A 21,548-nucleotide genomic window follows, 5' to 3' on the forward strand; every position below is an offset into this window, starting at 1 on the left:
CGGGTCTATGGCGTCGCCCACGTATATGCATTAGAACGTCACCACCAGCGACGTGGCCAGCAGCGAGTTGCTTTTACGGTAAACGCTGGCCTTCTGCGCCAGCAACACCGCCTGGTTGGCCCAGTCATAGCGGTATTCGAATTTCAGCTTGCTGTTGGCATTGATGGTGTACGCGCCTCCCAGCGTGACTTCCGAGCGGTTGGTCCCGCGCACCTTGCCCGGCGTGCCGGCGGCCGCCGCGCCGCTCAGCGCCGCTTCCGTCGGGCCGAAGCCGTTGCGGTAATCGCCCGCCCCCACGCTTGTCACCGACGAATCGGAACACGACACCGGCAAGCCCGTGCCATCCGTGCAGCCCGTGAAGATGGTGCCCAGCGTGCCGCCGCCATTCTTGTCGTTCTTCAGGTAGTCGGCCCGTGCGATCAATTCCAGCCGTGGCGACAGCTGGTAAGCGCCCAGCACGGAGACCCCCGCCCACCGGGCATCGCCACCATTGAACGCCATGCCCTTCCAGTGACCGAGATTGACCTGGCCATTGATGGACAGCGCGCCGCGCGTATAGAACGCGTCCGTCGACAGCATGCGCAAGCCCTTGTCCATGTACTTGCCGAACTGGCCCGTGACACCGATACCGGCAAACTCGCTGTGCGCATAATCGGCGCGGAAGACGAAGATCGGGTTGCGCGTATTGTCCGAATGACTGGACTTGTTCATGTTGGCCAGCAGCGCCTTGGTGGTCCAGGCGCCGCGCACGAATTCCACGCCGGCGCCCGCGTAATAGCTGGGCTGCGTGAAATCGAACAGCAGGTTGTGCGTGACCAGCTTGGTCTGGTGCGACAGGAAGTATTCATAGCCCGTGAAATCGGCAAACTGGCCGGCGACGACCTTGATGTCCTGTTCTTCCAGCGGCACCGAGACGGTGGCTTCGTGAACGATGGAACCGAGGTTGAACGTGGAACTGGCGCTCTTGTGCGGCACCAGTTGCAAGTGCCATTTGGTGCCGCCTTCCATTTCCTTGTCGATTTGCAGCATGGCCATGCCGAAGAAGGAATTGTCGAATGCGTACGACGAATCCTGCCCGGCCGCGCCACGGTCGATGGCGTCGAAGTTGTTGAGGAAATTAAAGCCCGAACTGCGGCGGTTGCGGCTGGCGACGTAGGTCGGATCGAGCATGCCGCTGATTTTCAGGCCGGCCATGCCGGATTCGGTTTTCGCATCTTCCAGCGCATCGATTTTCACTTGCATGCGTTTGACTTCCGCACGCAACTGCTCGATGTCGGTGTTTTCTCCCATACCCGCTGCAAACGCTGGTGCTGCCGCCATCAAACATGGCAATGTCAGGGCGAGGTGCTTGAACATGATGTCTCCTTTTAGAGTTGTGTACTGCTGACGGGTGCCGGTGCGGTCGGTGCACCAGTCGTTTTGGATACGGGTTGCGCAGCCTTCGCCGCTTTGGGGGCGGCAACGGCCACCGGCGTTGCCGGCTGCGGCGCCATGGCGCGGCGGGTTTCCGCCAGCCGGCGGCGGCGCGCGCGGGCTTCGAGCAGGCCGGATGCGATCACGGCGCACGTCACCACCATGATGGTCACGGCGGCCACCGCATTGACGGTCGGGTTCAGGCCGAACTTGGCGCGCGAGAAAATCACCACCGGCAACGTGGTGGCGCCCGGTCCGGCCAGGAAGGCGGAAATCACCACGTCGTCGAACGACAGCGTGAATGTCAGCAGGAAGGCCGACAGCAGCGCCGGCGTAATCAGCGGCAGTGTGATGAGGAAGAACACTTGCAGCGGACGGGCGCCCAGGTCTTGCGCCGCTTCTTCCAGCGAGCCATTCAATTCACGCAGCCGCGATGAAATCACCACCGAGGCATACGCCATGCCCAGCAGCGTGTGGCCCAGCAGGATGGTGGACATGTCGCGCTGGCCGATGCCGAACGCGCCCTGGATCATCACCAGCAACAGCATGACGGACAGGCCCAGGATCACTTCCGGCATCACCAGCGGCAAATTCATCAGGCTGGAGAACAGCACGCGGCCGCGGAAGCGCTGATAGCGCTCCAGCGTGTACGCGGCAAACGTGCCGAGGATCACGGACAGCACGCCGCACAGCAGCGCCACCTTGATCGACAGGAAGAAGCCCGCGATCAATTCGTCGTCGCGCAGCAGCGCTTCGTACCACTTCAGCGAGAAGCGGGTCCAGACCGTCACCAGTGAAGATTCGTTGAACGAAAACACCACCAGCGACACGATGGGAATGTAAAGGAAGGCATAGACTGCCGCCATCCAGGCGCGGGAAAACCAGCGGATCATGATTTTTCTCCCTTGTGCTGGAACTTGTTAAAGACAGCCATCGGCACCAGGATCAGCAGGATCATCACCACGGCGACGGCGGACGCCATGGCCCAGTCGTTATTGCCGAAGAATTCATCCCACAGCACGCGGCCGATCATCAGGGTTTCCGGGCCGCCCAGCAGTTCCGGGATCACGTACTCGCCCAGCGACGGGATGAACACCAGCATGGAACCGGCGACGATGCCGTTTTTCGACAGCGGCACGGTCACCAGCCAGAACGCCTTCCACGGCGTGGCGCCCAGGTCGGCGGCCGCTTCCAGCAAGCGCGTATCGAACTTTTGCAGGTTCGCCACCAGCGGCAGGATCATGAACGGCAAATACGTGTAGACCATGCCCAGGGTCAGCGAGAACGGCGTGTTGAGCATTTGCAGCGGTTCGTGGATGACGCCCATGCCCAGCAACACGTTGTTGAACAAGCCGTTCGTGGCCAGCAAGCCTTTCCACGAATAGATGCGGATCAGGAACGAGGTCCAGAACGGCAGCATCACAGCCATCAGCAGCGACGGGCGGATGTGTTCCGGTGAACGGGCCAGGAAGTAGGCGAACGGGTAGCCGATCGCCAGGCACAGCGCCGTGTTGATGGCGGCGTACTTGACGGACGACAGGTACGTCGCCACGTACAGCGAATCCGTGAACAGGAACTGGTATTTGTTGAAGTCGACCTTGACGCTCAATACGCCGTCGGTGAAGGACCACGGCCTGACGATGGTGGCTTCGCCCATTTGCGAAAAGCTGAACTGCAGGATGATCAGCATCGGTATCGCCGTCATGGCCAGCAGCCATCCGAACGGAACGCCGATCACCAGCCGTTGTCCGAGGCCGCTGCGCAGCAGCCATTGTTGTATGCGTTCTGACATGGCGTTTCCTCAGCGGCCCACCACGACCATGGCATCGTCGCTCCAGTGCAGGTGGACACGGTCGCCTGCATTGAAACCCAGGTCGTCATGGCGGTAGTGGTTCAGGTGGGTGACCTTGACGCGTTGGCCATCGGCCAGGCGCACGTGGAACGCGGTCAGGTTGCCGTAGTACGACAGTTCTTCCACGTTGCCTGCCACCGAGTTGTATGGCTTGCCGCTTGGTTCGCGCGAGATCGAAATTTTTTCCGGGCGCAGTACCACGCCGGCGCTGGAGCCACGACCGGCGGCAACGCCGCGGCCCACGTAGATCGGGCAATTGGCCGTCTTGATCAGCGCGTGGTCGCTATGGTCTTCCTCGACCGTGCCTTCGAACAGGTTGACGCTGCCGATGAAGTCCGCCACGAAGCGGCAATTCGGCGATTCGTAAATATCTTCCGGCGTACCGACCTGCAGGAAACGGCCTTCGCTCATGATGGCGATGCGCGACGCCATCGTCATGGCTTCTTCCTGGTCGTGCGTCACCATCACGCAGGTGACGCCAACCTTGTGGATGATGTTGGCCAGTTCGAGCTGCGTCTGTTCGCGCAGCTTTTTATCGAGCGCGCCCAGCGGTTCATCGAGCAGCAGCAACTGTGGACGCTTGGCCAGCGAGCGGGCCAGCGCCACGCGCTGCTGCTGGCCGCCGGACAGCTGGTGCGGCTTGCGCTGCGCATATTTTGCCAGCTGCACCAGGCGCAGGTTCTGTTCCACCAGTTCCGCGATCTGCCTGGCCGGCATGCCGTCGCGGCGCAGGCCGAACGCGATGTTGTCCCATACCGTCATGTGCGGGAACAGCGCATAGGACTGGAACATCATGTTGATCGGACGTTCATACGGCGGCATCGTCGTGATGTCTTTCCCCGCCAGGCTGATACGGCCCTTGCTGGGCGTTTCAAAACCCGCCAGCATGCGCAGCAACGTGGATTTGCCGCAACCGGAACTACCCAGCAGGGCGAATATCTCGCCTTTGTTGACGGTCAGGCTGATGTCGTCGACCGCGGTCACGGCGTTGTCGAACACCTTGCTGACATTGTCGATCGACAGGAATTTGGTGGGCAAAGCGCTGCCCTGGCTCGTCTCGGCCATGATGGTTCTCCTCAACTTCTATGCATGGAATCGGATTGCGGCCGGGGCGCAGGTGTGGCCCTCGCCGCAAGGACGTCAGACTCCGGTCTTGAACTTCGTGTACAGGCGCGTCATGGTGCGCCGGATGTCCGTGCCCACGCTGTCCGGCGCCACCATCTTTTTCATGTCGTCCGGTTGCAGGAACACCGCCTTGTTTTGCGCCACGGCCGGTTTCACGTACTTGATGGATTCTTTGTTGGCGTTGGCATACAGCACCTTGTTGGTTATCGATGCATGCACTTCCGGACGCAGGATGTAATTCATCCACAGGTGGGCATTTTTCGGGTGCGGCGCATCGGCGGGAATCGCCATGGATTCAAACGACAGCAAGCCGCCATTGGCCGGGATCAGCGTTTCGATTTTCTGGCCCGTCTTGTTGTCGATGGCACGCTGGCGCGCCGCGTTGAAGTCGCCCGACCAGCCCAGCGCCACGCAGATCGACCCGTTGGCCATGTCGTTGATGTAGCCGGTGGTGGAGAACAGCGTCACATAGGGGCGCACCTGCTGCAGCACCTTGAAGGCTTCCTGGTAGTCGGCGGTATTTTTACTGTAGGGGTTTTTGCCCATGGCGTGCAGGGCGGAGGGGAAGACTTCAGAGGCGGCGTCGAGCAGGGAGACGCCGCACGACTTGAGTTTGGACGCGTATTCGGGCTTGAAGAGCAAGTCCCACGCATTGGCCGGCATCGGTGTGTTGCCCAGCGCCGCCTTGACCTTGTCGACATTGATGCCGATCGTCGTGTAACCCCACAGCCAGCTGACCAGGTGGGCATTGCCCGGATCGACTTTGGCGATCTGCTCCTGCACCATCGGATCGAGGTTGTGCAGGTTGGTCAACTGGCTCTTGTCGATCTTTTGCATCAGGCCCGCTTCGATCTGCATCTTGGCCCAGATCGACGATGGCACCACGATGTCGTAGCCGGTTTTCCCACCCACCAGCTTCGCGTGCAGGATTTCGTTGGTGTCGTAAATGTCGTAGCGGACTTTGATGCCCGTCTCTTTTTCAAAGTTGGCGACCGTGTCGGCGGCAATGTATTCGGACCAATTGTAGATATTGAGGACTTTTTCTTCCTGTGCCGAAACGGTTGCACAAGCGGCCAGCATGGCGACGGCGGTCATTGCATGTTTGATCGATTTCATTTCAACTCTCCCAGTTGTTGAATGCGATGGTGATTGCGCGGCGTGGATGGGCAAGTCACGTTGCCCGTCCACCCTTCGGTCCACTTACTCGAGCACCACGTAGAATTTCTTCGCGTCTTCCATCGTGATCCAGCGGCCCGCGAAACCTTTCGGCAGCACGTAACCCTGGCCGGCGGCGAATTCCTTGCGGCCGCCCAGGCTGTCGATCAGCGCCACGCGGCCTTCCGTGATCCAGCAGGCTTCGTCGTACGGCATGGCGGGAAATTCCACTTCGCCCCGTTTGCCTTCCCACAGGCCCACTGCGTAACCTTTGTTGGCGCCTTCGGCGGCGCGCCAGTCGCCTTCATCCATGCCATAGTCCAGTTTCTGGAAGCTGGCGATGCCGGTGTTGAGGGCGATGATGTCTGCTACGGTTTTAGTCATGATGGTCTCCTTGTTAATTCATGCGGTGCGCAGCACCTGTTTCATTTCCTGGTAGGCGCGCATGCCAGCTACGCCCAGTTCGCGGCCGATGCCGCTGCGTTTGAAGCCGCCCCACGACGTGCCGGGGAAAATCATTTGCGGCGCGTTGACCCATACCAGTCCGGCCTGCAAGCCGTCCGACATGGTTTTGCCCAGCGCACTGTCTTCCGTCACCACCGTGGCCACCAGGCCGAACTGGCTGTCGTTGGCGATCCGCACCGCTTCGTCATGGGTGGCGAAGCGCCGTACACAGGCCACGGGGCCGAAGATTTCCTCGGTCCACAGCGGGTGGTCGTTCGGCACGTCGGCATAGACGCGCGGCGCGACAAAGAAGCCGGGCGGTGTTTCTTCCGGCAAGCGGCCCTTGGCCAGCACGGGAATGCCGTCGGCATGGGCGCGCGCCACGTAGCCGAGGATTTTTTCCAGCTGGCGCGCGCTGATCACGGGGCCCATGTTGGCGTCCGGTCCGCCGACCTTCAGCGCTTCCACGGCGGCTTTCAGGCGTGCGGTGAATTCGTGGTAGACGCTGTCGTGCACCAGGATGCGCGACGTGGCGGAGCACATCTGGCCCGCGTTGCAGAAGGCGCCGCTGACGGCCAGGTCGACCGCCAGGTTCAGGTTGGCGTTGGCGCACACGATCAACGCGGATTTGCCGCCCAGTTCCAGGCTGACGCGGGCAATACGTTGTGCGCATTCGCGCATGACGGCCACGCCGGTTTCCGTGCTGCCCGTGAACGAGACTTTGGCCATGCCGGGATGCGAGACCAGCGCGCGGCCGGTATCGGCGCTGCCGAACACGAGGTTCAGGACGCCCGGCGGCAAACCCGCTTCGTGGATCAGGTTGGCCAGCGCCAGTTCGGCCACCGGCGTCAGTTCGGACGGTTTCAGGACCACTGTGCAGCCTGCCGCCAATGCCGCCGCCAGTTTCCATGCGGTGGTCACCATCGGGAAGTTCCACGGCACGATCAGCGCCACCGAACCGCACGCTTCATAGTGCATTTGCGCGCTGTAGCTGGCCACGCCCAGGTCAAGGTCTTCCACCTGCAGGTTTTTCATCGTGGCGCATACGTCGCCGTAGTAGCGGAACGTGTTGATCACGTCCAGCACGTCGACTTCCGCTTCGCCGGCCGGCTTGCCATTGTTATGGCGCTGCAGCGCGGCCAGTTCGTGGTGGGCCTGCTCGATGCGGTCGGCGATGGCGCGCAGTACGCGGGCCCGTTCCAGCCGGTTTTTGGCTTTCCATGCGGGCAGTGCGCGGGCTGCGGCCTTGGCGGCTTTTTCCACTTGCGCCGCCGAGGCGGCATGGAATTCGCCGATGGCGCCGCCGGTGACGGGGTCCAGGACGAAGTGCTGTTCGCCGGCGCCGCTTTCGCATTTGCCGTTGATCAGGGCGCCGGGCAGCGCCAGGGCGGCGCCTTGCGCCAGCGTGGATGCCAGCTCGGACGGCGCCACGGCAAACCGGCAACTGGCGCTGGAGGAAAATTCGCGGGTATTCATGGATGGTCTCCGGATTAGCGGTAAGCGACGCCGGGCAGCACGCACAGCGCCTCGAAAGCCAGGTTGGCGGCCAGCAGCGACGTCAGGCCGGCGTTGTCGTAGGCAGGAGCCACTTCGACCACGTCGGCGCCCACGATGTTCAGGCCGCGCATGCCGCGGATGATTTCCAGGCCCTGCGCCACGGTCAGCCCGCCCACTTCCGGCGTGCCGGTGCCCGGCGCATACGCCGGATCGATGCCATCGACGTCAAAGCTCAGGTACACGGGACGGTCGCCGATGCGCCGGGCGATTTCCTGGATCAGGGGGGCGAGCGACTTGTTCCAGCACTCTTCCACCTGCACCACGCGGAAGCCCTGGCGGCGGCACCAGTCGAAGTCGTCCGCTTCATAGCCGGTGCCGCGCAAGCCGATCTGCGCCACGTAGTCGCATTGCAGCAAGCCTTCTTCCACGGCGCGCCGGAATGGCGTGCCGTGGGCGATTTTTTCGCCGAACATGGTGTCGTTGACGTCGGCGTGCGCATCGACATGCACCAGCGCCACCGGGCCGTGTTTTTTTGCGATGGCGCGCAGGATCGGCAACGTCACCGTGTGGTCGCCACCCAGCGAAATCGGCGTGCAGCCGTGGGCCAGGATCTCGTCATACGCTTCCTCGATGCGGCGGATCGAGTCATGCAGGTTGTACGAATTAATGGCGATGTCGCCGATGTCGGCCACTTGCAGCGAATCGAATGGCGCGGCGCGGGTGGCCATGTTGTAGGGGCGCAGCAGCACGGATTCGGCGCGTACGTGGCGCGGGCCGAAACGGGCGCCGGTGCGGTTCGACGTGCCCAGGTCAAACGGGATGCCGACGAAGCAGGCATCCAGGCCTTCCGCGCTGGGCGCGTGCGGCAGGCGCATCATCGTGGCGATACCGCCGCTGCGCGGCATCGCATTGCCGCCCAAGGGCTGGTTCAGGGTGGGTTGCGCTTGCATGGTGAACAAATCCTTTCGATAACGGTCCCCGCCAGGCTGTGGACGCGCCACAGCCAGCAGTCAAAATGTGCAGTGAGTTGAATCCGGGCGGGCCGGTGTTACATGGGGAAGCCGAGCTTCTTGATGCCGCTGATCCACATGCGCTTCCAGCCCCCTTCGGAGTCGGCGCCGTCGAAGGCGTGGAACGTGATCTTGGCGCCGGCCCAGCGGAATGGTTCCGGCGGGATCCACGACGGGCCCAGGGTCGAAATGTCCAGCGAGCGTTCAGGCGTTTTGCGGTCGAACAGGATGTTCAGGCCCATCAGCGCGCCGAAACGGCTGCCGGCCACGCCAAAGCCTGTATAGCCGGCCACGTAGACGACTTTCTCGTTGAAGTAGCGCCGCGCAAAGACCGCGCCGCGCGAGCAGTAATCGATCGGGCCGCCCCAGGCGTGCGAGAAGTGCACGTCGTGCAATTGCGGGAAGGTCTGGTAAAACACTTTGCCCAGCGGGTGGTAGGTGGCTTCGTCGCGGTCCGCGGCAGGATTGTTGTTGCCGTTGAAGTGGTAGCTGACCAGGCCGCCGAAGATGATGCGGTTATCCTTCGTCAGGCGGTAGTAATTGAGCTGGGTGCGGGTGTCGTACACGCCCTGGCGGTTTTTCCAGCCGATGCGGTCCAGCTGCTCGGCGGTCAGCGGCTGCGTGGCCAGCACATGGTCGCGCACCTGCATCACGCGGCGGCTGATGTCCTTGATGCCGACGTGCGCCGTGCCGGTCCCCAGCAGCACGCGCGGCGTGCGGATACGGCCCGCCTGCGTGTGTACCAGCATGGTGGCGCCGCAATCCTCGAATTTCGTCAGCGGCGACATCTCATACAGGCGCACGCCCAGCTTGAGCGCGGCTTCTTTCAGCCCCCACGCCATCTTGGCCGGGTGCACGATGCCGCTGCGGTCGCGCGACCACATGGCGCCCGCATACAGCGGGGAACCCAGCTGCGCCTGCGCCTGGGCGGCATCGAGCAGCACCACGTTGTGGCCATGCTGCTTGTGCAGTTCGAAATCCTGTTTCAAGTGTTCCAGGTGGCCGGCGTCGACCGCCACCGTCATTTCGCCATTCCATTCCAGGTCGGCGTCGATGCCGTAGCGCGCCACCGTTGCCTTGAAGCCGTCCAGGTTGTCGTGGCCGAATTGTTCGAGGACGTCGAGGTCCTTGGGGAAGACGCGGGTGGCGTTGGGCAGGCCGTGCATGACGGAGGTGGAAATGATGCCGCCCGCGCGGCCGGACGCGCCGTACGCCACCTTGCCGGCTTCGATCACCACCACGTCCAGGTGGGGCATCAATTCCTTGGCCTGCACCGCCGCCCACAAGCCCGTGAAGCCGCCGCCCACGATCACCAGGTCGGCCGACGTCTGGCCGATCAGTTCACGTTCGACTTGCGGCGCCAGGGGATTGTCGAGCCAGTAGGGAAACAGCTTGACGTCCTTGAAACACTTCTCGATAGCGCCCTTCATCTCCATCTCCTGCTTTTTAGCTTATTGATGTGAAGTAGTCTATCGCCGCATATGCATATGAAAAATCACGACATATCTATCTTTACATTGATGGCAAACGGGGTAACGGGCGTGGTTACAATACGGGATTGATAAAATACAAAGTTAATATTTTGACCAAGGAAACCATCCCATGCCTGTCCGCCCGAATTTCCGCCCCCGTCTCCGTCCCACAGTTTTAGCGTACTCCATCGCCGCCGCCTGCGCCCAGGCCGCGTTGTTCTCCCCTGCCGCCCAGGCGCAGCAGCAGTCCGACCAGATCGAAGTCGTCACGGTGACCGCGCAAAAGCGCAAGGAAGACCCGAACAAGGTGGCGATGAGTATTTCGGCGGTCAGCGGCGCGCAGCTGCAATCGCAGCACGTGGGGGATTTCACGGATTTGACGCGCGTGGTGCCGAATATTTCGTTTACGGCCGCCACCGGCAATGGCGGCGCCGGTCCCGGCACGTCCAACATTGAAGTGCGGGGCATCAGTTCGGCCGCGGGCGCCGCCACCGTCGGCATTTACCTGGGCGACGTGTCGCTCACCGTGGGCAACGTGTACACGATGGGGACGGTGGAGCCGAAGTTCTTCGACATCGACCGCGTGGAAGTGCTGCGCGGCCCGCAGGCAACCCTGTACGGCGCCAGCTCGATGGGCGGCACCATCAAGTTCGTGCCGAACGAGCCGGACTTGAAAGATCGCGAATTCACCACCTATGCGGACGTGTCGTCGCTGAAAGGCGGCAGCACCAGTTATTCGGCCAACGCTGTGGCCAATTTCCCGCTGATCGCCGATGAACTGGCGCTGCGCATCGGCGTGCAGACGCAGCGCGCGGGTGGTTTTATCGACCAGGTCGATGGCGCGGGCAAGGTGCTGGCCAACGACATCAACAAGATCGACGACCAGGAATTGCGGGTGGCGCTGAAATGGAAGCCGCTGCGCACGTTGACCATCACGCCGTCGTTCTATTACCAGAAGGTCGATGCGAAAGACATCGCCGCCTTCAATTTCGAATTGCCGCCCTACCAGGCGCAGAAGCAGGTGCGCGAGCCGTCGAAGGATATCCTGCAAACGGCCAACGTGGCGGTCAACTGGGACCTGGGCTGGGCCGACCTGGTGTCCAGCACCAGTTACTTCAAGCGCAAGTTCGACCGCATCCAGAACGGTTCCGCCTACAACAGCTATTCGCTGTCGACGTTCCTGACGTCGACCGAAGATGGCGGCAACGCATCGCCTGAATTGATCGACGCGATCGCCAGCTTGCCGTCGGCCGTCAACATCAACAACCGCGTGCGCCAGGTGTCGCAGGAATTCCGCCTGGCGTCGCGGCCGTATGATGAAAAAGTGTCGCCGTGGACGTGGCTCGGCGGCCTGTATTTCTCGAACCAGCATACCGGTATCGATGAAAACGATCCGATCTTCGGCGTCAACGCAACCTTTGCCAGTTTCGGCTACGCGACGCCGGACCCGGACTTGCTGCCGGGCTGGAACGGCGCCTCCTTCCCGGGCGATAACTCGTTCCAGGGCGTGTTCCGCTACCGCGAAAAGCAAAGCTCGATTTTCGGCGAGGCGAATTACTACTTCACGCCATCGCTGCACGCAACCGTCGGTGCGCGCTACCTGAAGGGCGACTCCACGCTGAACCAGCGTAATGGCCTGTACCTGGCCGGCGCGGGCAACAACAGCAGCACCAGCCTGTCCTCCACCGCGTTTACGCCGAAGTATGCGGTGACGTGGGAAGTCAATCCGCAGCACACGGTGTATGGCACGGCCGCCAAGGGCTTCCGCCTCGGCGGCTCGAATGTCTTCGTGCCGCCAACCACCTGCGGCCAGGACCTGGAAGCCAATGGCTTGACGCAAGGCCCGGCCACCTATGCGGCGGACAGCCTGTGGAGCTATGAGCTGGGCAGCAAGTCGCGCTTCTTCAACAACCGCCTGTCGGTGAATGCGGACGTGTTCTACATCAAGTGGAAAAACATCCAGCAGGGCGTGTACCTGCCCACTTGCGCGTACACGTACAACGCCAATGCCGGCAATGCCGTCAGCAAGGGCTTTGAATTCGACGTCAAGGCCAAGCCGGTCTCCGGCCTGACGCTGTCCGCGTCCGGCGGCTACGTGCAGGCGGAATTGACGAACGACGAAGGCGTCAACAACGGCGTGCTGGGCGCGGTGCGCGGCGCACAGGTGCAGGGCGTGCCGAAATATAACGCGGCCGTCAGCGCGCAATACAATTTCGCCGTGTTTGGCGACAAGAGCGCATTCGTTGCCGGCGGCGTGCAGTGGGTCGGCCCATCGAAAGGTTCACTGAACCCGGCCAGCACGGATTACGACCGTCCGGGCTACCATACGGCCGACTTCAGCGCGGGGCTGACAGTGGACCGCTACAAGTTCACCGCGTACGTCAAGAATGCGTTCGACAACGATACCGTGATCCAGCACCCGCAAGTGGCGTCCATCGTGCAAGGCTACCGCGTGACGCCGCGCGCCATCGGCGTGAGCGTGGCGGCGAAATTCTGACCGGGAGGGCGACATGAGCGGCGACGTATTGCATGGCAGCTGTTTATGTGGCGGCGTGGCGTACCGGGCCGATGGTCCGGTGAAACACACCAGCCATTGCTATTGCACCATGTGCCAGAAGCAGCACGGAGCAGCGTCCGGCACCTATGCAAACGTGGCGCGCGCCTCGTTCGCATATGAGCGGGGCGAAGACCTGGTGACGGAATACGCGTCGTCCGACCATGGACGGCGCGGCTTTTGCAAGGTGTGCGGGTCGACACTGTACTGGCGCAGTACGCAGTCGCCGGACCGCATCGCGGTCACGCTGGGGACGCTGGATCCCGCTTATACGGGAACGGTGCAGCGGGAGCTGCATACGGAGATGAAGCCGACGTGGCTGCCGGTGAAGCAGACGTGAAAAACCGCCTTGCAGCGCCGTGACGCGTGCAAGGCGGTTTCTTGAAGCCTGAAGATTACTTGGTGGTGGCGGCTACCGCAGGTGCCGCGGCTGCTGCCGCTGGCGCAGGCGCCGCTGCGGTTTTTTCAGCCGGCTTGGTTTCATCTTTCTTGCCGTGTTCCTTGGTTTTGTGCTTGGTGTGCGAAGCCGTCTTTTCAGTCTTGGCATCGGCCTTTACGTCAGCCTTTGCTTCAGTCTTCACTTCCTTGGTATCCGCCTTGGCCGCTACCTTGGTGTCCTTGACTTCCGCCTTGGCTTCCGTCTTCACTGGCGCCTTCACGTCGGCTTTGGCTTCGACTTTCGCGGGCGTTGCGGCAGGAACGGCAACGGTTGCGGAAGGCGCGGGCGATTGTGCGAAAGCAGCGGTAGCGAACAGGCCGGCGATCAGGGTAGCGATGGTCTTGGTCATGATGGTTTCCTTTAATTTGGCTGGTGCTGCGTTTGGAAGTCTTGCTTCGTCGTTTCGTGCACTTTGCTGTGTCACTTGAGCATAAAACGCGCCCCGGAATACCAACGTTGACGGCCTTTACACGTGCTTACAATTGATGAGCTTGCTTACAATTGGCGACCGGCAGGCGCAGGACGTCTTCCGTGGCGAGGATGTCGCCAAAGGTGTCGTCGATGGTGGCCAGCGATGCGCGGTGCAGCGTGGCGTGCGGCAGCACCGCGCCATCCTGCGTATCGAGGTCGCGCGTGGCGCAGGCATCGCTCGCCACCAGCACGCTGTAACCCAGCGGTACGGCGTCACGGGCGGCGCCGGCCACGCAGGCGTGCGTCATCAGGCCAGTGATCAGCAGGTGCTGGACACCCGCTGCCTTCAGGTGCGCATCGAGGTCCGTGCTCTGGAATACGCTGACAGTGGATTTTTGCAGCACCGCGTGGTGTGGCGCCGGCTGCAATTCACTGTGCTGTTGCGCGCTGTCGCTGCCGTCGGCAAAGACCGGGCTGCCGGCAGGCGTCACGTGCTGGATGTGGAACACGGGGATGTTGTGGCGATCGGCGTGCGCAATCAGCTTGCGCGTGTTGCGCAGTGCGTTCAGGCCATCAGGGATCGGCATCTTGCCGGTGAAGTATTCATTCTGGAAATCGATCACCAGCAGCGCGGTGCGGGCGCCGTCGATGGTCGTTGGCGCGGTGGCGCCGGCCAGGGTACGGATGGTTGGGTGGCTCATGGAATGCTCCTGTTTCGGGGTTGGTAACAGGCGCCAGTATCTGCCCGGTATGGGGCTGGCGAAAGTATTGAACAAGACATGATGTGCTAGGATCGGGCCATGTTGAAACCCGCGCATACCGTGGCCGTCATCGCGTTCGACGGCATCAGTCCCTTCCACTTGTCCGTCCCCTGCATGGTGTTCAGCGACGATCTGTCGCGGCTGGGCGTGCCCCGCTACGGCTTGCTGATCTGCGGTGAAAAGCCTGGCCCGATCGCCACCATGTCCGGCTTCGACATCGTCGTCGAGCGCGACCTGTCCGCACTGGCCGAAGCCGATACCGTGATCGTTCCCGCCTGGCCCGATCCGGACGTGGCGCCGCCGGAACCGTTGTTGCAGGCGCTGCGCGATGCGCATGCGCGCGGCGCCCGGATTGTCGGCCTGTGCCTGGGAGCATTCGTGCTGGCCGAGGCAGGTTTGCTCGATGGCCGCACGGCGTCCACGCACTGGGTGTGGGCCGACGACTTCGCCCGCAAATATCCCAAGGTCACCCTGGACCGCAAAGTGCTGTATGTCGATGACGGCAATATCCTGACGTCGGCCGGCACGGCGGCCGCCATCGATTGCTGCCTGCACTTGCTGCGTTGCGACCACGGTGCGGAAGTGGCGGGGCGCGTGGCGCGCCGCATGGTGGTGGCGCCCGTGCGCCATGGCGGGCAGGCGCAATACATCGAACAGCCAATGCCGAAACCGGCCGGCAACGATCCGCTCGGCATGGCGCTCGATTGGGCCATCGCCAACCTGGCGCAGCCGATCAGCGTCGACATGCTGGCACAGCGCGCCGCGATGAGCCGGCGTAATTTCACGCGCCGCTTCAAGATGAAAACCGGCACCACGGTGGCGCAATGGCTGATCAATTGCCGCTTGGCGACGGCGCAGCGCCTGCTGGAAACCACGGGGCAGGCGATCGACCTGGTGGCGGACCAGGCGGGCTTTGGCTCGGCCGCGTCGCTGCGCCAGCATTTCACGGCGAAGTTCGCGATTTCACCGGCCGCTTACCGCAAGCAGTTCCGCTGAAAAGAAAAAAGCTCCTGCCGTTTGGAGGGGCAGGAGCTTCCTGGGGAACCGTCACTCCGGCCGGAGTGACGTGCCAGCGGATTACTTGGTGGTGGCGGCGACTGCGGGCGCCGCGGCCGGCGCCGGTGCTGCTGCGGCAGCTTTTTCAGCCGGCTTGGCTTCGTCTTTCTTGCCGTGGTCCTTGGCTTTGGACTTGGTGTGCGATGCCGTCTTTTCAGCTTTGGCATCGGCTTTCACTTCGCCTTTGGCTTCGGTCTTCGCCACTTCCTTCACTTCCTTGGTATCGGCCTTGGCCGCCACCTTGGCGTCCTTGGCTTCCGACTTGGCTTCGGCTTTCACGGGCGCTTTCACGTCGGCCTTGGCTTCGACTTTGGCAGGCGCCGCAGCCGGTGCGGTGGCGGCAGGAGCAGGCGATTGAGCGAAGGCAGCGGTAGCGAACAGGCCGGCGATCAGGGTAGCGATGGTCTTGGTCATGATGGTCTTTCCTTGAATTTGATATAAACGGTTTATTCTGTATTGGCGGTTGCCGGTATTACTTGGTGGTTGCGGCTACTGCGGGGGCAGCGGCTGGAGCCGGTGCTGCCGCGGCTTTTTCAGCCGGCTTGGCTTCTTCTTTCGCCTTGCCGTGTGCTTTGGCCTTGTGCTTGGTATGTGCAGCCGTCTTTTCAGTTTTGGCTTCGGACTTCACTTCACCTTTGACATCGGTCTTGGCGGCTTCCGTCACTTCCTTGGTGTCCGCCTTGGCTGCCACCTTGGTGTCTTTGACTTCCGCTTTGGCTTCGACTTTTGCAGGCGCGGCGGCTGGTGCGGCCGCAGGAGCAGGCGATTGAGCGAATGCAGCGGTAGCGAACAGGCCGGCGATCAGGGTAGCGATGGTCTTGGTCATGATGTGTTTTCCTTGAATTTGATATAAACGGTTTATTCGGTATTGACAGTTGTCTTTGTTACTTGGCTGGTGCTGCTGGCTTTACTTCCTGCGTCTTGGTTTCTGCTTTGACTTCGGCTTTGGATTCGGTTTTCACCTCCGGCTTTGCTTCGGCTTTCACTTCAGCCTTGGCTACCGGGGCTGCTGGTGCAGGCGTGGCCGGTGCGGAGGATTGGGACTGTGCAAACGCGGCGCTGGCGAACAGGCTGGCGATCAGAACGGCGGTCATTTTCTTCATGGTTCAGTTCTCTTTCCGTGAGGTGCTTGCGTAGTTTTGTTTGCTTCGTTTCGTGCACTTTGCTGTGTCACTTGAGCCTAAAACGAACGCCGGAATACCGCCGTTGACGGTCTTTACACGTGCTTACAATTGATGAAAATGCTTACAGATTTGTAAGCAGCATGGCCGCCGCCATCAGCACGAACAGCACGCCCATGAACCGGCGCAGAAGCCGCATGCCGCCGTCGTCGAGCAGGCGCGCGCCGGCCCTGGCGGCCAGCAAGACGTACGACACGTGTGATACAAACATGCACGCGACGAACGTCAGGCTCAATAGCAGGAAGCGCGGACCGGTCATCTGCTGCATAGGCAGGAACTGTGGAAATACCGCGGTAAAGAACAGGATGCTTTTCGGATTGCTGCACGCGACGGCAAGGCCGCGCATGAAGACGGCGCGGCGGCTGCCATCGCCGGCATGGGTCGACGCTGAGTGCGCGAGGGGCTGGCCGGCGTGGCGCCATTGCTGGATGCCCAGCCACGCGAGATAAGCTGCGCCGGCTGTCTTCAGCAGGGTGAAGGCGGCGGGGGAACGGGAAAACAGCAGGCCGGCGCCGCTGACCGCGACGCAGGAGACGATGAAGACACCGGCCGCATTGCCGGCCGAACTATATAAGGTGCGGCGCGCACCCAGCGCCAAGGTGGTGGAAATCGCCAGCAGGACACCGGGACCGGGACTGAAGGTGGCGGCCAGCGCCACCGCGACAAACGACAGCCAGAGCGATAACGACATGCGCGCCTCAGGGATGCGTGGCGCCGTGCGTGACAAACGCGGGCCGCTGGCGCAGCCGTTCGTGATAGGCGCGCACGGCCGGCAGATTGGCATGGTCGATCGGCGTGGACAGCCAGCGCTGCACGCTGACGCCCAGCACGATGTCGGCCAGCGTGAAGGTGTCGCCTGTGGCGAAGGCGCCGGTGGCGGCCAGTTGCGCGTCGAGGACGCCCATTTGCCGGTTCCATGCCGCCGCGCTGGCGGCAATCGCGGCGGGATCCGTGAAATCAGGCGAGCGCCGTACCAGCGCCATGAATGCATAGCGCCACGACGCGTTCAAATCCGTGGCCTGCCAGTCCATCCATTTTTCCACGTGGGCGCGCGCCAGCGGGTCTGGCGGCAGCAGGTCGAAGCGCTGGTGGCGGCCTGTCAGGTAGCGGCAAATCGTATTCGATTCCCACAGCACGTTGCCGTCATCGACCAGCACCGGCACCAGCCCATGCGGATTGAGTTGCAGGAATTCCGGCGTGGGCACAGGACGGCCGGTGCCCGCGCCCCACTCTTCCAGTTCATAAGGCAGGCCGATTTCAGCGCACGTCCACAGCACTTTGCGGACATTGATCGACGGGGCTTTTCCAAGGATTTTCAGCATGGCGTCACGGCAGTTGGTCAGGGAGCATCCAGTATCACACTGAAACAATGAGGAATAAATCCCGTACTATTTACAACATCGTGAACTCTGGATTAACAATCATGGACAAGATGCGCAGCATGGAAGTGTTCGTGCGGGTGGTGGACGCGGGCAGTTTCACGGCGGCGGCCGGCCAGTTGGCCATCTCGACCGTGATGGTCAGCAAGCACATCGCGGCGCTGGAAAAGCTGGTGGGTGCGCGCCTGCTGCACCGGACCACGCGCAGCCTGAGCCTGACGGAAATCGGCGCGCGCTATTGCGACGAATGCCGCCACATCCTGCAACTGGTGGCGGCGGCGGAAAAAGGCGCGCAAGCGATGCGCAACGCGCCGCGCGGCGTCATCAAGCTGAGCGCGCCGGCCGCGTTTGGCGGCCATTGCCTGGCGCCTGCGCTGGCCGATTACCTGGCGCGCTATCCGGAAGTCAGCGTCGACCTGGAATTGTCGAACCGGCTGGCGGACCTGGTCGACGACGGGCTGGATGCCGCCATCCGCATCGGCCATTTAAAGGATTCCGCCCTGGTGGCGCGGCCGCTGCGGCCCACGCGCATGGTGATTTGCGCGGCGCCGGCGTACCTGGCGCGGCGCGGCACGCCGCTGACGCCGGCCGAACTGGGTGAACATGACTCGCTGGATTTCCAGCACTGGCGGCGCGACGTGCGCTGGCGGCTGCAAGGGATGGCGCCCGATGCGCCGCTGCCCGCGTCGCGCTTGCGTTCCAACCAGGGCCCCGCGCTGCGGCAGGCGGCGCTGGCGGGCCTGGGGCTGGTCATGCAGGCGGAAGTGGTGCTGGCCGACGATATCGCGGCCGGAAGGCTGGTGCCGGTTTTGCAGGATTACATGCCGGAGCCGCGCCCCATGCACTTGCTGTATCCGCGCGACCGCCAGGTCACGCCCAAGCTCAGTAGTTTTGTGGAGTTCGTCGTGGAGCGGTTTGGTATATGAAGTATCAAATTAACCACATCCATATCATCTATGCAATGCAACAATGATTGCTACGCGTCAAAAAACCCTTTAGAGTGAGGTGTTGAGCAGTCCAGACTTAAGCCTTGCCATGCCTGCCCGGACGTGGCGCCTTCCCCAGATACACCATGACCCTGAAATCGTTCGTGCGTACCGGCCTGCCCGCCGTGTGCGCATCGCTGGCCCTGACCGCCCTCCCCGTCCACGCGCAGACCGCGCAAAAGTTGTCCGCTGCCGACAAGCTGAAACAGCAAATGTCGGCCGCCATGGCGGCGGAAGATGCGCGGATGGCCGAAGCGGCCGCCGCCAAGGCGACGGCCGCCAAACAGGAAGCGGAACGCAAGGCGCGGATCGAGGAAGCGCTGGCGGCGCCTACCGTGTCGGCCACGGCGCTGATGCGCGGAACGGCTGCTCAAGCCGGTCAGCCCGGCCAGGCGCCGGCGGCGGCAGGCGCGGAGCAGGCCACGTCCCAGGATGCGCAGGCGCCGGCCGCCCCGGCCACGCCGGAAATGGTGGCGATGGGCGCCGAACAGCGCCTGGCGCTGGTGATCGGCAACGCGGCATATAAATCGTCGCCGCTGATCAACCCGCTCAACGATGCGCGCGCCATGGCGATCAAGCTGCAGCAGCTGGGCTTCACCGTCATCAAGCGCGAAAACGCCACCATGGAAGAAATGATGTCGGCCGTGCGCGAGTTCGGCAACCAGCTGAAAAACGGCGGCGTGGGCCTGTTCTATTACGCGGGCCACGGCATCCAGGCCAAAGGCGTCAATTACCTGGTGCCGGTCGACGCGAATATCGCGCGTGAAGATGAACTGGCGACGCGGGCGTACAACGCCAACGAAGTGCTGGAAAAGATGGACACGGCTAAGAACCGCATCAACCTGGTGGTGCTGGACGCGTGCCGCGACAATCCGTTCGCGCGCAGCTTCCGCTCCGGTTCGCGCGGCCTGGCCGGCATGGATTCGACGCCGAAGGGCACCCTGGTGGCGTATGCGACGTCGCCCGGCTCCACCGCGTCCGACGGCAGCGGCGCCAATGGCTTGTACACGGCGCAATTGCTGGCCGCGATGGCCGAACCCGGCATGAAAGTCGAAGACGTGTTCAAGCGCGTGCGCGAAGGCGTGCAGGCGGAATCGGACGGCAAGCAAACGCCGTGGGAAATGTCGTCGATTACCGGGAATTTTTACTTCAACCCCACGGCTGAACAGCAATCCCAGCCGGTCGTCAGCGCCGTGCAGGCGCCGCGCGTGGGCACGATGGCGCGCAACGCGTCGCAAACGCTGATTCCGCGCAAGCTGATCGAAAATTACCAGCTGGCCGGCAATTTCGCGATCCAGGCCGGCGCGGCCCAGGGCGGCTTCTCCGGCAGTGGCCACCATTTCGCCCTCGTCACGGGCGACAAGACGCTGCACGTGTGGAATACCGATACCGGCGCGGCCACCGCGACCGAGCCGGGCTACGGCGTGCCGTCGATGTCGGCCAACCGCCGCTTCCTGCTGGGCCTGGCTGACAACGGCAAGGTCACCATCACGGACTTGCACAATGAAGCGGCGCCGAAGGTGCTGGCCGGCCTGCCGGCCGGGATCACGAAAGCCGGCCTGTCGCCGGATGGCCGCCGCCTCGTCATTTATACGCGTGACGACGGTTTCATGCTGTACGACGCGGAAAGCGGCCAGCGCATGGCCAAGCTTGACAGCGTCGACGGCGAACCCCGCTATGAATTCGCACCGGCCGGCAACCGCTTGCTGACCTGGGGCAGCCGCGACAGCACGATGAAGCTGTGGGACAGTGAAAAGGGCAACAAGGTGGCGCGCATGAGCGACCATTGGGACCCGGTGGCCATGACGCGCTTTTCCCGCGACGGCGCCTGGCTGATGAGCGCCGCCGCCAACGACAAGGCCGTGATTTTCCGAATGTCCGATGGCGACAGCGTGCGCCGCTTCAATTTCGGCGATGGCAACCCGGTGCCGCAACTGGCCGATTTCTTCCAGGATGGCAAGCGCCTGCTGGCCTATGTGCTGCGCAGCGCGCGCCAGGAACTGGGCGCCGTCATGCACCTGGGCGTGTGGGACACCGCCAGCGGCAATTTCGTCGGCACCCTGCTGGGCGATGGCATCACGGTGCGCAATTACCGCTTCTCGCCGGACCGTTCGCGCCTGTTCGTCAATGCGGGCGACCGCAACCTGTACGTGTTCGACATGAACAACCTGAAGCGCCTGTCGACGCTGGCCGGCGTGGAATTGCTGCACGTGTCGCCGGATGGCCGCCGCCTGATCGTCAAGGGCGGCGAAGGCGTGCGCCTGGTCGACGTGCAAACCCTTTCGCCGCTGGCGCGCATGCCGGGCCAGGTCAGCGCCCACATGTCGGCCAAGGGCGGGTTGTTCGTGACCAGCACGGAAACCGGGATGCTGACCCTGTGGAACCTGGAAAACGGCGACGCCATCGGCCACCTGAAAGGCCACCTGGATGCGATCACCGGCGCCGTCTTCTCCGACGACGGCCGCCGCCTGGTCACGGTCGGCACCGACAATATGGCCAAGCTGTGGGCGCTGCCGGAAATCCGCGAAGCGAACCAGCTGGTCAAGGACCAGTTCGAATCGAGCGCGGAATACCACAAGCGCATGACCAACTGGTCGTCGCCCTACAGCGCGCTGGTGACGCTGGTCGGCTACAACGCCGATACGCAAACGTATTCCGTCAAGGTCGGCGACGTCGCCATTGACGTGCCATTCGAGCGCGACGCCGCGCGCAAGCTGCTGGGCCAGCGCCAGGCCATCGTGACGGGCAACCTGCGCTTCTTCGATGTCGAGCAGCTGGTCCTGGCGGACGCGAAGCTGACGCGGCTGCCGTAA

21 protein-coding genes are annotated in these 21,548 nt (G+C 62.9%); 5 read left to right on the forward strand and 16 right to left on the reverse strand.

What is annotated here, in order from left to right:
• Positions 1–30: 30 nt before the first annotated feature.
• The 9 genes from GJ700_RS03810 to GJ700_RS03850 all read right to left on the reverse strand — a co-directional run bounded on the left by GJ700_RS03810 (position 31) and on the right by GJ700_RS03850 (position 9,926).
• Complete coding sequence (locus GJ700_RS03810; protein ID WP_154371322.1) at positions 31–1,356, reverse strand: DUF3138 family protein; 1,326 nt, start codon at positions 1,354–1,356, stop codon at positions 31–33.
• Between the two features lie 11 nt (positions 1,357–1,367).
• Positions 1,368–2,306 (reverse strand): ABC transporter permease, encoded by a 939-nt coding sequence (locus tag GJ700_RS03815; RefSeq protein ID WP_154371323.1) that lies wholly within the window; start codon positions 2,304–2,306, stop codon positions 1,368–1,370.
• Positions 2,303–3,205 carry an ABC transporter permease gene (locus GJ700_RS03820; protein WP_154371324.1) on the reverse strand — a complete coding sequence of 301 codons (903 nt, stop codon included), beginning with the start codon at positions 3,203–3,205 and terminating at the stop codon, positions 2,303–2,305. The genes GJ700_RS03815 and GJ700_RS03820 overlap by 4 nt, the downstream gene beginning before the upstream one ends.
• Positions 3,206–3,214: 9 nt before the next feature.
• Complete coding sequence (locus tag GJ700_RS03825) at positions 3,215–4,330, reverse strand: ABC transporter ATP-binding protein (RefSeq protein ID WP_154371325.1); 1,116 nt, start codon at positions 4,328–4,330, stop codon at positions 3,215–3,217.
• Between the two features lie 75 nt (positions 4,331–4,405).
• Entirely contained in the window at positions 4,406–5,506 is a 1,101-nt protein-coding gene (locus GJ700_RS03830) for a polyamine ABC transporter substrate-binding protein (protein ID WP_371867812.1), read from the reverse strand.
• A gap of 84 nt (positions 5,507–5,590) precedes the next feature.
• The gene (locus tag GJ700_RS03835; RefSeq protein ID WP_154371326.1) at positions 5,591–5,929 is read right to left on the reverse strand and encodes a cupin domain-containing protein; all 339 of its coding nucleotides are present in this window, start codon (positions 5,927–5,929) and stop codon (positions 5,591–5,593) included.
• A gap of 18 nt (positions 5,930–5,947) precedes the next feature.
• Positions 5,948–7,465, reverse strand: coding sequence for an aldehyde dehydrogenase family protein (locus GJ700_RS03840; RefSeq protein WP_154371327.1), 1,518 nt, complete (start codon positions 7,463–7,465; stop codon positions 5,948–5,950).
• A 14-nt stretch (positions 7,466–7,479) separates the two neighbouring features.
• A complete protein-coding gene (gene speB / locus GJ700_RS03845) occupies positions 7,480–8,436 on the reverse strand; it encodes an agmatinase (protein ID WP_154371328.1) in 957 nt (318 codons plus the stop codon).
• A gap of 98 nt (positions 8,437–8,534) precedes the next feature.
• A complete protein-coding gene (locus GJ700_RS03850) occupies positions 8,535–9,926 on the reverse strand; it encodes an NAD(P)/FAD-dependent oxidoreductase (protein WP_154371329.1) in 1,392 nt (463 codons plus the stop codon).
• 172 nt (positions 9,927–10,098) lie between these two features.
• Here GJ700_RS03850 and GJ700_RS03855 point away from each other — a divergent pair, with 172 nt between their 5' ends.
• A complete protein-coding gene (locus GJ700_RS03855; protein ID WP_154371330.1) occupies positions 10,099–12,465 on the forward strand; it encodes a TonB-dependent receptor in 2,367 nt (788 codons plus the stop codon).
• 13 nt (positions 12,466–12,478) lie between these two features.
• Complete coding sequence (locus tag GJ700_RS03860) at positions 12,479–12,862, forward strand: GFA family protein (RefSeq protein ID WP_154371331.1); 384 nt, start codon at positions 12,479–12,481, stop codon at positions 12,860–12,862.
• A gap of 55 nt (positions 12,863–12,917) precedes the next feature.
• Here the strand turns inward: GJ700_RS03860 and GJ700_RS03865 are convergent, their stop codons facing one another.
• Positions 12,918–13,310 carry a hypothetical protein gene (locus tag GJ700_RS03865; protein WP_195763770.1) on the reverse strand — a complete coding sequence of 131 codons (393 nt, stop codon included), beginning with the start codon at positions 13,308–13,310 and terminating at the stop codon, positions 12,918–12,920.
• 127 nt (positions 13,311–13,437) lie between these two features.
• Positions 13,438–14,073 carry a cysteine hydrolase family protein gene (locus GJ700_RS03870; protein ID WP_154371332.1) on the reverse strand — a complete coding sequence of 212 codons (636 nt, stop codon included), beginning with the start codon at positions 14,071–14,073 and terminating at the stop codon, positions 13,438–13,440.
• 99 nt (positions 14,074–14,172) lie between these two features.
• Between GJ700_RS03870 and GJ700_RS03875 the strand changes: the two genes are divergently transcribed.
• Positions 14,173–15,129: a GlxA family transcriptional regulator gene (locus GJ700_RS03875; protein WP_154371333.1), complete on the forward strand. Its 957-nt coding sequence runs from the start codon at positions 14,173–14,175 to the stop codon at positions 15,127–15,129.
• 81 nt (positions 15,130–15,210) lie between these two features.
• Here the strand turns inward: GJ700_RS03875 and GJ700_RS03880 are convergent, their stop codons facing one another.
• The 5 genes from GJ700_RS03880 to GJ700_RS03900 form a co-directional block, all read right to left on the reverse strand.
• Positions 15,211–15,603 (reverse strand): hypothetical protein, encoded by a 393-nt coding sequence (locus GJ700_RS03880; protein ID WP_154371334.1) that lies wholly within the window; start codon positions 15,601–15,603, stop codon positions 15,211–15,213.
• 58 nt (positions 15,604–15,661) lie between these two features.
• On the reverse strand, positions 15,662–16,015 hold the full coding sequence (locus tag GJ700_RS03885) for a hypothetical protein (protein WP_154371335.1): 354 nt from the start codon (positions 16,013–16,015) through the stop codon (positions 15,662–15,664).
• Positions 16,016–16,073: 58 nt separating this feature from the next.
• Positions 16,074–16,292, reverse strand: coding sequence for a hypothetical protein (locus tag GJ700_RS03890; protein ID WP_154371336.1), 219 nt, complete (start codon positions 16,290–16,292; stop codon positions 16,074–16,076).
• Positions 16,293–16,434: 142 nt separating this feature from the next.
• Positions 16,435–17,061: a LysE family translocator gene (locus GJ700_RS03895; RefSeq protein WP_154371337.1), complete on the reverse strand. Its 627-nt coding sequence runs from the start codon at positions 17,059–17,061 to the stop codon at positions 16,435–16,437.
• Positions 17,062–17,068: 7 nt separating this feature from the next.
• Positions 17,069–17,692 (reverse strand): glutathione S-transferase family protein, encoded by a 624-nt coding sequence (locus GJ700_RS03900; protein ID WP_154371338.1) that lies wholly within the window; start codon positions 17,690–17,692, stop codon positions 17,069–17,071.
• Between the two features lie 101 nt (positions 17,693–17,793).
• Here GJ700_RS03900 and GJ700_RS03905 point away from each other — a divergent pair, with 101 nt between their 5' ends.
• Both GJ700_RS03905 and GJ700_RS03910 read left to right on the forward strand, forming a co-directional pair.
• Positions 17,794–18,675, forward strand: coding sequence for a LysR family transcriptional regulator (locus GJ700_RS03905; RefSeq protein WP_154371339.1), 882 nt, complete (start codon positions 17,794–17,796; stop codon positions 18,673–18,675).
• 146 nt (positions 18,676–18,821) lie between these two features.
• On the forward strand, positions 18,822–21,548 hold the full coding sequence (locus GJ700_RS03910; protein WP_154371340.1) for a caspase family protein: 2,727 nt from the start codon (positions 18,822–18,824) through the stop codon (positions 21,546–21,548).

Source organism: Pseudoduganella rivuli, from assembly GCF_009674485.1.
GTDB classification, from domain to species: domain Bacteria; phylum Pseudomonadota; class Gammaproteobacteria; order Burkholderiales; family Burkholderiaceae_D; genus Rugamonas; species Rugamonas rivuli_B.

Excerpts from the sequence above, each read along its gene's own strand:
- GJ700_RS03810 (WP_154371322.1), bottom strand. The coding sequence starts at position 1,356 with ATGTTCAAGCACCTCGCCCTGACATTGCCATGTTTGATGGCGGCAGCA.
- GJ700_RS03815 (WP_154371323.1), bottom strand. The coding sequence starts at position 2,306 with ATGATCCGCTGGTTTTCCCGCGCCTGGATGGCGGCAGTCTATGCCTTC.
- GJ700_RS03820 (WP_154371324.1), bottom strand. The coding sequence starts at position 3,205 with ATGTCAGAACGCATACAACAATGGCTGCTGCGCAGCGGCCTCGGACAA.
- GJ700_RS03825 (WP_154371325.1), bottom strand. The coding sequence starts at position 4,330 with ATGGCCGAGACGAGCCAGGGCAGCGCTTTGCCCACCAAATTCCTGTCG.
- GJ700_RS03830 (WP_371867812.1), bottom strand. The coding sequence starts at position 5,506 with ATGAAATCGATCAAACATGCAATGACCGCCGTCGCCATGCTGGCCGCT.
- GJ700_RS03835 (WP_154371326.1), bottom strand. The coding sequence starts at position 5,929 with ATGACTAAAACCGTAGCAGACATCATCGCCCTCAACACCGGCATCGCC.
- GJ700_RS03840 (WP_154371327.1), bottom strand. The coding sequence starts at position 7,465 with ATGAATACCCGCGAATTTTCCTCCAGCGCCAGTTGCCGGTTTGCCGTG.
- speB (WP_154371328.1), bottom strand. The coding sequence starts at position 8,436 with ATGCAAGCGCAACCCACCCTGAACCAGCCCTTGGGCGGCAATGCGATG.
- GJ700_RS03850 (WP_154371329.1), bottom strand. The coding sequence starts at position 9,926 with ATGAAGGGCGCTATCGAGAAGTGTTTCAAGGACGTCAAGCTGTTTCCC.
- GJ700_RS03855 (WP_154371330.1), top strand. The coding sequence starts at position 10,099 with ATGCCTGTCCGCCCGAATTTCCGCCCCCGTCTCCGTCCCACAGTTTTA.
- GJ700_RS03860 (WP_154371331.1), top strand. The coding sequence starts at position 12,479 with ATGAGCGGCGACGTATTGCATGGCAGCTGTTTATGTGGCGGCGTGGCG.
- GJ700_RS03865 (WP_195763770.1), bottom strand. The coding sequence starts at position 13,310 with ATGACCAAGACCATCGCTACCCTGATCGCCGGCCTGTTCGCTACCGCT.
- GJ700_RS03870 (WP_154371332.1), bottom strand. The coding sequence starts at position 14,073 with ATGAGCCACCCAACCATCCGTACCCTGGCCGGCGCCACCGCGCCAACG.
- GJ700_RS03875 (WP_154371333.1), top strand. The coding sequence starts at position 14,173 with ATGTTGAAACCCGCGCATACCGTGGCCGTCATCGCGTTCGACGGCATC.
- GJ700_RS03880 (WP_154371334.1), bottom strand. The coding sequence starts at position 15,603 with ATGACCAAGACCATCGCTACCCTGATCGCCGGCCTGTTCGCTACCGCT.
- GJ700_RS03885 (WP_154371335.1), bottom strand. The coding sequence starts at position 16,015 with ATGACCAAGACCATCGCTACCCTGATCGCCGGCCTGTTCGCTACCGCT.
- GJ700_RS03890 (WP_154371336.1), bottom strand. The coding sequence starts at position 16,292 with ATGAAGAAAATGACCGCCGTTCTGATCGCCAGCCTGTTCGCCAGCGCC.
- GJ700_RS03895 (WP_154371337.1), bottom strand. The coding sequence starts at position 17,061 with ATGTCGTTATCGCTCTGGCTGTCGTTTGTCGCGGTGGCGCTGGCCGCC.
- GJ700_RS03900 (WP_154371338.1), bottom strand. The coding sequence starts at position 17,692 with ATGCTGAAAATCCTTGGAAAAGCCCCGTCGATCAATGTCCGCAAAGTG.
- GJ700_RS03905 (WP_154371339.1), top strand. The coding sequence starts at position 17,794 with ATGGACAAGATGCGCAGCATGGAAGTGTTCGTGCGGGTGGTGGACGCG.
- GJ700_RS03910 (WP_154371340.1), top strand. The coding sequence starts at position 18,822 with ATGACCCTGAAATCGTTCGTGCGTACCGGCCTGCCCGCCGTGTGCGCA.